Source organism: Lysinibacillus sp. NPDC096418 (genome assembly GCF_044762775.1).
Classification (GTDB): domain Bacteria; phylum Bacillota; class Bacilli; order Bacillales_A; family Planococcaceae; genus Lysinibacillus.
In genome coordinates this window covers 67,023-76,231 of the sequence record NZ_JBIWEY010000024.1, presented here as the reverse complement: position 1 = coordinate 76,231, position 9,209 = coordinate 67,023, and the positions used below count along the sequence as shown (strand labels likewise).

Annotated in this window: 10 protein-coding genes; 1 reads left to right on the top strand and 9 read right to left on the bottom strand. The window is 37.2% G+C overall.

Annotated elements, in window-relative coordinates:
• Positions 1-141: 141 nt before the first annotated feature.
• From ACIQZG_RS16690 to ACIQZG_RS16680, 3 genes are all read right to left on the bottom strand, one after another.
• Positions 142-660: a hypothetical protein gene (locus tag ACIQZG_RS16690; protein WP_402756611.1), complete on the bottom strand. Its 519-nt coding sequence runs from the start codon at positions 658-660 to the stop codon at positions 142-144.
• Between the two features lie 92 nt (positions 661-752).
• Positions 753-1,274 carry a DUF84 family protein gene (locus ACIQZG_RS16685; RefSeq protein WP_402756610.1) on the bottom strand — a complete coding sequence of 174 codons (522 nt, stop codon included), beginning with the start codon at positions 1,272-1,274 and terminating at the stop codon, positions 753-755.
• A gap of 82 nt (positions 1,275-1,356) precedes the next feature.
• Positions 1,357-2,433, bottom strand: a complete 1,077-nt coding sequence (locus tag ACIQZG_RS16680) for a M42 family metallopeptidase (RefSeq protein ID WP_402756609.1) — start codon at positions 2,431-2,433, stop codon at positions 1,357-1,359.
• 175 nt (positions 2,434-2,608) lie between these two features.
• On the opposite strand from ACIQZG_RS16680, the gene ACIQZG_RS16675 reads away from it, so the two are divergent.
• The gene (locus ACIQZG_RS16675; protein WP_402756608.1) at positions 2,609-2,923 is read left to right on the top strand and encodes a hypothetical protein; all 315 of its coding nucleotides are present in this window, start codon (positions 2,609-2,611) and stop codon (positions 2,921-2,923) included.
• 57 nt (positions 2,924-2,980) lie between these two features.
• Here ACIQZG_RS16675 and ACIQZG_RS16670 read toward each other — a convergent pair whose 3' ends face one another.
• From ACIQZG_RS16670 to dat, 6 genes are all read right to left on the bottom strand, one after another.
• Positions 2,981-4,207, bottom strand: coding sequence for a carboxylate--amine ligase (locus ACIQZG_RS16670; protein ID WP_402756607.1), 1,227 nt, complete (start codon positions 4,205-4,207; stop codon positions 2,981-2,983).
• 246 nt (positions 4,208-4,453) lie between these two features.
• Positions 4,454-5,317: a YtnP family quorum-quenching lactonase gene (locus ACIQZG_RS16665; protein ID WP_402756606.1), complete on the bottom strand. Its 864-nt coding sequence runs from the start codon at positions 5,315-5,317 to the stop codon at positions 4,454-4,456.
• A 141-nt stretch (positions 5,318-5,458) separates the two neighbouring features.
• Complete coding sequence (gene trmB / locus ACIQZG_RS16660; RefSeq protein ID WP_402756605.1) at positions 5,459-6,127, bottom strand: tRNA (guanosine(46)-N7)-methyltransferase TrmB; 669 nt, start codon at positions 6,125-6,127, stop codon at positions 5,459-5,461.
• Positions 6,128-6,223: 96 nt separating this feature from the next.
• Entirely contained in the window at positions 6,224-7,153 is a 930-nt protein-coding gene (locus ACIQZG_RS16655; RefSeq protein ID WP_402756604.1) for a diacylglycerol/lipid kinase family protein, read from the bottom strand.
• Positions 7,154-7,156: 3 nt separating this feature from the next.
• Positions 7,157-8,158, bottom strand: coding sequence for a nuclease-related domain-containing protein (locus ACIQZG_RS16650; RefSeq protein WP_402756603.1), 1,002 nt, complete (start codon positions 8,156-8,158; stop codon positions 7,157-7,159).
• 182 nt (positions 8,159-8,340) lie between these two features.
• Positions 8,341-9,192 (bottom strand): D-amino-acid transaminase, encoded by an 852-nt coding sequence (gene dat, locus ACIQZG_RS16645; protein WP_402756602.1) that lies wholly within the window; start codon positions 9,190-9,192, stop codon positions 8,341-8,343.
• Positions 9,193-9,209 lie beyond the last annotated feature (17 nt).

Sequence of the window (9,209 nt, the reverse complement as noted above, 5' to 3'; positions counted from 1 at the left end):
CCACGGACACCCTTGCTCTTGGCTAACCTCTACTTCTGTCTTCGGGGTTCGGGACTTACACCCTATAGTTCATGTGCATGCCGGGCGCACCAAAATGAGACGGCTCACAATTTGTGAACCGTCCTGTTCAAAACTATGCAATTATTTAATCTTAACCGAATGAACGATTTTCGTCATCTCATGCAGATTATCTTCTACATCTTTCATCTTTGAAATTGTCGTCATTTTCACGCCACCGCTACTAACAACAAGTTCAAATTCTTCCTCATTTTCTGTTTTAAAAATAGCGGAGAATGCAAATGTATTGTCTTTTTCATATGTTTTTTCGTCAATGATTTCCTTAGAACTATCTTCCTTTAATAAATCATAATATAGTTTACTATCTGGTTTTTCACGATCATTGATAAAAAGAATATAGGATTGTTTTCCTTTAGAAAGCAAAATATTATATTTATCTGAGCTATCCTCGATTTTATACTTCGAAGGTAAAAATAATTGAATGTTACCAATTGTATCTGTATGAGTTTCGGGTTTTTCAGCAAAAATAGTTTCCGATAGTTGAAGTCCGTTTGCAACTTGTTCATCGATTGATTGATTACAGCCAGAAAGCCCCAAAAGCAATAGCATTAATGCTGATGCTTGTAGCCATTTACGAGACATTTATATCTTCCTTTCAACACTGATTTTTCTATTTTAAAGAAAATTCGAAAAAGATGCAAATCCGCTATGTGATTTTATCTATATTAAACAGTCTAATTATGTGATAAATTGAATAAAAATTGTCCAACAAGAAGAGATACAATATGCTCAAACATGGCTTGACGCTCTACCAATCCTTGAGTGAAAATACCTACCGCACCTGCTTGTTGACGAATGTCTCGGCGCTGTGTAAAAGCTTCCATTACTGGTCCAAGTTCTTTACCAGCCCTTATTTCCCGGGCAATTTCTTCAGGCAACACAATTTGTGCGCCGGCTGCTGTAAATATCGTTCCATTAGCTACCGCAAGTGCTCCCCAGTTACAAACATACATGTTATCCTCTATTTCCATTACACCGCCCTCTAGTCCAAAAGAAAGGGTAGCGTCGGTTACTGCCAATGTATTTTTCGCTCGATTTATTGCACCTTGTCTTGTTTCTTCAGTTGTCATAGGCTGTTCAGAAACACCTGAAGGCGCTTTATAATATGTAAATTTAGCTTGCTCAAAAAACTGCTTGGCTATCACTTCTACAGCACCTATTTTTGCCTTATTAGTCGTACCAATTGCTATGTTCATGTGAAATCCTTCTTTCTATGCATAGAAAAAGATGCCCTTTAAGGCATCTTTTTCATTTACTTTTAGCATTCAATAAAAACAATTATACATTACTATGAATCGATGCTAAAGTCGAACGATCCATATTCTTTACTAATTCCACAATCATTGCCTTTGCCGCCGCATAGTCATCGATATGAATGATAGATGCAGATGTATGAATATAGCGTGAACAAACACCAATTACTGCACTAGGAATACCATCATTTGACGTATGCACGCGACCTGCATCTGTCCCACCTTGTGAAACGAAATATTGGTATGGGATATTATTCGATTCTGCAGTATCTAGAATAAACTCTCGCATTCCACGATGTGTTACCATTGTGCGATCAAAAATACGTAATAACGTCCCTTTACCAAGTTGGCCAAATTGTTGCTTATCTCCAGACATATCATTTGCTGGTGAGGCATCTAATGCAAAGAATATGTCAGGTTTAATCATATTTGCTGATACTTGTGCTCCCCTCAGTCCTACTTCTTCCATCACGTTAGCACCCGAATACAAATGGGATGCTAACTTTTCATCTTTTACTTCTTTCATTAATTCGATGGCAAGCCCGCAACCATATCGATTATCCCAAGCTTTAGCCATAATTTTTTTCGGGTTTGCCATTGGTGTAAATGGACAAATCGGTATTATAGATTGACCCGGACGAACTCCAAGTTCCATTGCATCTTTTTTGTTATCTGCTCCGATATCAATTAACATATTCTTTATATCCATCGGTTTTGCACGTTCTGCATCTGTTAAAAGATGTGGTGGGATGGATGATATAACCCCAGGAATCGCTCCGTTTTTTGTATATACGTTCACACGTTGTGCAAGCATTACTTGATTCCACCAGCCACCAAGTGTTTGGAAACGAACCAATCCGTTTTCAGTAATTGACGTCACCATAAATGCAACTTCATCCATATGGCCCGCTACTAAAATTTTCGGTGCATCCGCCACTTCACTGTGCTTGACGCCGAAAATACCGCCTAAATTATCTTGGACAATTTCTTCTGAATACTTCTCTAATTCAGCACGCATGAACGCACGTACAGCATGCTCATTACCTGGCGCACCTGGCAATTCAGTTAAAGTTTTAAATAATTGTAATGTTTCCCCGTTCACGATACTCGCTCCCAACGAAGTAGTATTTTCTTCCGTACTAATTGTATCATATTCATTTTTGAAATCGAAATATTGCTACTATACGAACTTTTTCATTAAAAGAGCAGAATTATGAAAGTGCATTCACTCTAACAGCTATGATAAAATGAAGTTATAGAAAAAGGAGGAAATAACTATGAAATTACGCGATTTTTTAATTGGTGTTGCAACAGGTCTAGCAGCCGCTGTCATTATTAAAGAAACAAGTGAAAAGGTTTCTCCATATGTACCTGCAGGACAAGTATTAGATAACATAAAAAAAGATTTTAAAAAAGATGCCCCAATCGATGGCTCTTGGATTTATATGAAAACAGATAACTTTACAAATGGCTTTATGACAATACCAGTATACCGTGGTGGGATTTCCCGCATGCATGAAGGAGAAATGCAAACGTTTGAATTTGCTGCCGATGCACGTTCTGGTGTCGTTGTAGAATTAGTAGAGGTTTAATTACAAAAGAAAGAGCATGTGGGACTCATTAATGAGATCACATGCTCTTTTTCCGACTTATTCTTCTAACCCTTTATTGTTAAAATACTTTTTGTATTTACGGTAATAGTTTAAATTGTTTAATGTAAGTTTTACCCAACGTTTAGCATTCATATCTTCTTTAAAGTATAAAGAATTCGTATATTTACCTTCACGAATTAGTTTTTTCGCTTCTAGTTTAAGCTTTTCATTCGATGCGTATTTAAACAGCACGCCTTTTGGAATGATCATCCATAAGTGCTTGTCCTCCACATATGTCAATTCCTGCTCGATATTTAACATATGGTCGTCTGCTACATATTTCATCAAGTTATGTCCACTCGCAGTAACATAGTAGCTTGAACGACCGTTACGTAGGTTAATTTCGAATAGTTTATATTGTTTATCGCGTACATCATATTTCATATCGAAGTTGGCAAAGCCTGTGTATCCGATGTCTTCAAGGAAGTGACGTACTTGGTCCATCAACTCTTTGTCATATGTCGTAACGATTGCCGCATAACTTCCGATACCTTCTGGAGAATGTTCTTCTAAAATTGGATTACCTAAGCACATTAGCTTTACTTCGCCATCTTTGCCAACATACGCATTTAACACACGCATATACGAGTCATCACCTGGGATGAATTCTTGGATAATCATCGTATCTTGATATGTTGAACTGTAGATTGCTTTTAGAATCGCGGTTTTTTCTGCTTCATCGTGCGCGACGAACACCTTTTTCTTTCCTGGGAATGAACATGCCCAGTATTCAACAGAGTTCGATGCTTTGATAATAATCGGATAATTAAAAGGCGGTGTAAAGTTTTCATAGTTTTCTGCAGTTACAGTCGTCGTACCTGGATATTTGAAGTTATACTTCTCACACATTTTATAAAAGTTTTCCTTCAATAAAATTTGGTCCATTAACGATTCGTCGATGTATGGCACAGTAAAATGCTCCTGCAAGGCAGGTTTGTTTTTAATAATTAACTTTGCATAGTCATCCCCACAAGCAAGTAGTAGTAAATTTTGACCTGCATATTTTTTCGCAACTTCTGCAAGAGCAGGTGCGAATACATCTTGCTCATTTAAGCGATCGATTTCTTGGAAATTAAGGATATGGCTATCTTGTGTGGCAGTTAAATGAGAACGGCCTAGTACAAGTGGTTTTATGCCGTACGCTTCATAAAAAGCACGTGCCATACCATACGCATTCATATCTGATCCTAATAGTACTGGTAAAAATGGTTGTTCCATTGCCATTGGGTATTCAACTCTCTTTTGTGTTTTAGTATAGTGTTTAGTGTATCATATTTTTCAACTTGTTCACGAAAAAAAGCCCACTTAAGAGACTTTTCTATCATTGATCATTCACTTTAAAATCATTTGATGTATTCCATTTGAATTTCGTTGAGAAGATACGTAGTAGAATCACATTAAATAATATTAAAACTGTAGATAACACTTAGAAAAAGCGTGTGAGCTTAGTTCACTCACACGCTTTTTCTCTTAAAATGTAATGCTAGCTTGTCGGCTACGTTCTAACTTATCAACTATTTCTTTACCTGTTTCATTCCACTTCACCATGCGATAATACGCATCATGATAGAAAATGAATCCATAGCCATTTGCTAGTGCCTCTTTCATAATTCGCTCTTTCGCAAAAACACTTGTCATTGGATAATCATCATATGCCATTACCCATAACGGATTTTGGTGGGCATGTGTTGGCATAATATCTGCCATATGTAGCAGCACTTCACCATTTTGCGTTAGCTTAATGATAGCGTGTCCATCACTATGCCCCCCAGTATGAATCATTTCGATACCAGGAGTAACTTCTAATGTTCCTTCGAATGTTTCAACTAAGTGTTGTACCGGTTCCCAGTTTTCTTTCCAATACGTATTTTTCGAGCGAATATTCGGCTCTCGCATTTCATCCCACTCGATTTTCGATACGTAGATTTTAGCATTTGGGAATGTTGGGACAAGCACATCATTTTCCCACTGAGTTAAGCCACCAGCATGGTCGAAATGTAAATGTGTCATTAGAACATAATCAATATCGGCTGTTGTTAAGCCTAATTCTTGAAGACTTGCAGCAAGTGCAGATTCTTCTGTTACACCATAATTACGTAGTTGCTTTTCATTTAATTTTTTAAAGCCAACGCCTGTATCAACTACATAGTTTTTACCTTCAAACTGAATTAATATCGGTTCTGTAGGTAATTCAATTTGATTGTTTTCGTTTACTGGATATTTACGTGACCAAAGTGGCTTTGGCACAACTCCAAACATTGCACCGCCATCTAGGCAAGTGACACCCCCGTTTAGCCATGTCAGTGACATGTTGTGAAACTGTAGTTGATCCATACTTTCTCCCCCTAGAAACTATTCTTTCAAAAATCGCCTTGGCATGTTTGAGCCCATATTTTTAATCGTGCAAGCACAATTAAAAACATGTGACATCTGCCAGAGGCTTCAACTATGTTTAGCTAGCGTTCATCCTTAAATCTAATTAGACGTTGACTTCTGCTGAACGGTGTTGAATTGCGATTCTAGACGATAGATAGGTTGTCCTTTGGCTGAAAACTTTTGCTCGTACTCTGTCATAATGTTATCTTCTGGCATATTCGCATGTAGGTCGAGTGATACATACTTTAACAACATCCCATATTCAGACATACTGATTAGAGAAAACTCGAAAAGGCCACGGTTATCCGTTTTAAAATGGATTTCCCCATTATCTACTAAAATCGACTCATATAATTTCAAAAATCCTTCGTGCGTTAAACGACGCTTTGCATGGCGAATTTTCGGCCAAGGATCTGAGAAATTCAGGTAAACACGGTCTACATCACTTTTCTCAAAATATTTATATAAATCTGCGCCATTTACTTTTAATAAACGTAAATTCGCTGGAGATTTAGCTTCTAAAATTTTTTCTAATGCACAAACAATTACGCTATCATATAATTCGATACCGATATAATTGATATCTGGATTTTGTAGCGCCATCCCTGTCACAAATTGACCTTTCCCTGTACCAACCTCAATATGCAGTGGATTGTCATTTCCAAAAACAGCTTGCCAATTCCCTTTAAAGTCTTCAGGATTCGGAATCACAACTTCCGGATGATCTGCTAAAAACTCCTCTGCCCAAGGCTTATTTCTTAATCTCAAATTACTTCCTCATTTCTTTCTACTAAATAATTTATTTCATTTATTATAGCGTAAAAACGTCAAATTCGCTCGAAATTATTGCGAAATGACGTTTTTTCATATCTGACTATGGACATTTTTCCATGCATTCTGTGTAACCGTGCAATGGATATTCATATTCTGCTCTACTTCTCCAATATAATCGCCATCAGTATGACAGACCATTTTGTCAGTATGCACTGTAATATCAAATTGCTCACTTTGCAAAAAAGTAATTTCTTTAAATTTCGTATGCTTCTCAAAAAAAACTGTAGCAAAGACAAATAATAATTTGATCCGTGATATATTGTGGACAATTGTAACTTCTATTTTCCCATCGTTTGGCTGAGATACAGGTGAAATTTTCATACCACCACCAAAATACGGTTGATTGGTTATAGCCACAAACCACGCTTGATTAATATAAAGTTCCTCTTCATCATAACGGACTGTCACATCAAAGCGAGGGAAAGTGAATAAGCCTTTTATGACGAAGGCCGCATAGGAAAGCTTACCAAGCCCGATCTTATTTAAGACAAATTTAAAACGAGACTTGTTCGCCATCTTCGCGACATACGCATCAAAACCTACCCCAGCATTGTTAACGAAAACCTCTTCAGGCGCCGTGCCTAATTGTATATTACCAACATCCATGAAAGTTCCTTTTGCCGTATACAAAAAGGATTCAATCTGCTTTGCATGGCGAAACACCTGAAAATTTCTCGCAAAATCATTACCAGAACCAGCTGCTACTACCCCGATGTTAACGCGGTCATTATAGATAACACCATTCACAACCTCGTGAATCGTCCCATCTCCACCAACCACAACAACTAACCATTGTTCATCATTAAGTTGTGTATATTGCCTGGCGATTTCTTCTCCGTGCCCCACATATTGTGTAAATACTACTTTATAATCTATTGTTAAATATTGTCGAATACGATGCCATACTTTCTTTCCTTTACCATTTCCAGCATATTCATTGACAATAAACAAAAGCTGCATAGGCTATTCCTTAACTAATGGCGTTGAGCGCTGCCAAATATCACGATTAAATGATGTTGTTTGAACATTATTTAGAACCGTCTGTGCTGCACGAATTTGCATATGTTTCATCGGAGAAGATGATTTTGTCAACTGATCTAGCCATTCTCCATAATTTCTGTGATCCACCATTTGAATATTGTAAGGTGCTCCAGGATAATCGAAATAACCATTACGTGTTAACACCACTTTACGAATGGGCATATCTACGCCATCTTGCTTGAATAATTGTGTTAATACAGACTCCATACGACTTAAATTAATTGTAGGGTTTAGTACTTTCAAATCTTTTGTGCCCACTTTTTTTACCCAAAAACGCTCACTATTACCTACATAAACTGCCTGATTTTCCGCCTCTAGTACAGTGACGCAAATGCATTCTGTCGGCGACAATAACACAACATCCAGTTCAATAGGCGCTTTTTTCACCTTTAAAATAGGGTAATAGAATACTAAATAATTATCTGGTAAATTTAATAAAAGTGTACGAAGTAAGGTATCACGCATAAACCGTGGATCTACATATGATTTCTCTCGTAGTGTCGAACTTGCCCACTTCATTTGAAAATGGAAAAACTGATCCTTGAACATACGTTTTAATTCATGTATTGATTGTGGTGCATAAACAATTCTTGGCTCAAACGTTAATGTTGTTTCTTCTTCTGGAATTGCATCTTCGTCGTTCATTAATTCATTGGAAACGTCTACTTGTTCGATATCTTCTTCATCCACCTTTTGACGTCCCGAAAATATTTTTTTAAAGAAGGCGAATCGCTCTTTATCTTCTGACTCAATGTTTGTGTCGTTGTCGTCATGTTGCCATTCGGTAATATCCTCACCTGATATCCATTGCATTTTTACACGGTCCCACTGGCTTTTCTTTAAACGAACAAATTGTGTTGGATATCTTGCCAAATCAATTTGATAACGCGAAACATAATCTTGTATTTTCACTAATTGCGCCAACTCATTGTCACTCCAATCCTAGTGCGCATGTTTTTTCTGTTCACATGCTACTATCCTATCTTTTTATTTTACATGACGTAACACTAGAAAAACATCCATTTTTATCCCTATAAAAAAAGAACTACCCGCTTAACTTAGTAGATAACCAAGCCTTGGGTAGTTCTTTTTTCAGATGTCACAACTTAAGAATTCACTGAAATTGGTAGTTTAGCTTCGAATGCAGCTTGTAGCTTTCTTGTCCATTCTCCTACGGCGCCTGTACCAATTGCACGCCCATCTACATCAATTACAGGTGTTACTTCAGAAGATACTGATGATACGATTATTTCGTCCATGTTTAATAATTCTTCTTTTGTCATTGCTTCTTCAATCACTGGTAGACCGATTTCAGCAGCACATTTTAAAATAACTTGGCGTGTAATACCATTTAAGATGAAGTTATTAGCCGGGTGAGTGTATAGTTTACCTTCTTTAATGCCATAAACATTGGCAGACGAGCATTCTGTTACTATATCACCACGGTGTAAAATTGCTTCATAGCAACCTTTTTCAGAAGCTTCTTGCTTTGCAAGTACAGCTCCTAAAAGATTTAATGATTTAATGTCACAACGTAACCAACGAATGTCTTCTACTAATGTAGCTTTTACACCCTTTTGGAAGTTTTCGATAGAACGTTCTCCTACTTTAACATTCCCCGTTAACACAGCAGGTACGCTAGCATTTGGGAAAACGTGGTTACGAGATACAGCCCCACGTGTAATCTGGAAATAAACATGACCATTTTCTAAATTATTCGCCTCGATAAGATCATGTAATAATTTGTGAAGTACATCTTTTGTATAAGGGATGACAAGACGGATTTTGTCGGCACTTGCGTAAAAACGATCAATATGTTCCTGTGCAGTGAACATTTGCCCGTTATATACTTTAACTACTTCGTAAATACCGTCACCAAATTGGTATCCTCGGTCTTCTGGTGAAACTTTAATAGATCCTTCTTCAACGATTTGATCATTCCATAATGTAAATGCCATTGTCTCTCATCCTTTTC

What these genes read in the sequence shown, in the direction of transcription:
- ACIQZG_RS16675 (WP_402756608.1), top strand. Translation starts at nt 2,609, where the DNA reads ATGAAATTACGCGATTTTTTAATTGGTGTTGCAACAGGTCTAGCAGCC.
- ACIQZG_RS16655 (WP_402756604.1), bottom strand. Translation starts at nt 7,153, where the DNA reads ATGCAGCTTTTGTTTATTGTCAATGAATATGCTGGAAATGGTAAAGGA.
- ACIQZG_RS16670 (WP_402756607.1), bottom strand. Translation starts at nt 4,207, where the DNA reads ATGGCAATGGAACAACCATTTTTACCAGTACTATTAGGATCAGATATG.
- ACIQZG_RS16690 (WP_402756611.1), bottom strand. Translation starts at nt 660, where the DNA reads ATGTCTCGTAAATGGCTACAAGCATCAGCATTAATGCTATTGCTTTTG.
- ACIQZG_RS16665 (WP_402756606.1), bottom strand. Translation starts at nt 5,317, where the DNA reads ATGGATCAACTACAGTTTCACAACATGTCACTGACATGGCTAAACGGG.
- dat (WP_402756602.1), bottom strand. Translation starts at nt 9,192, where the DNA reads ATGGCATTTACATTATGGAATGATCAAATCGTTGAAGAAGGATCTATT.
- ACIQZG_RS16685 (WP_402756610.1), bottom strand. Translation starts at nt 1,274, where the DNA reads ATGAACATAGCAATTGGTACGACTAATAAGGCAAAAATAGGTGCTGTA.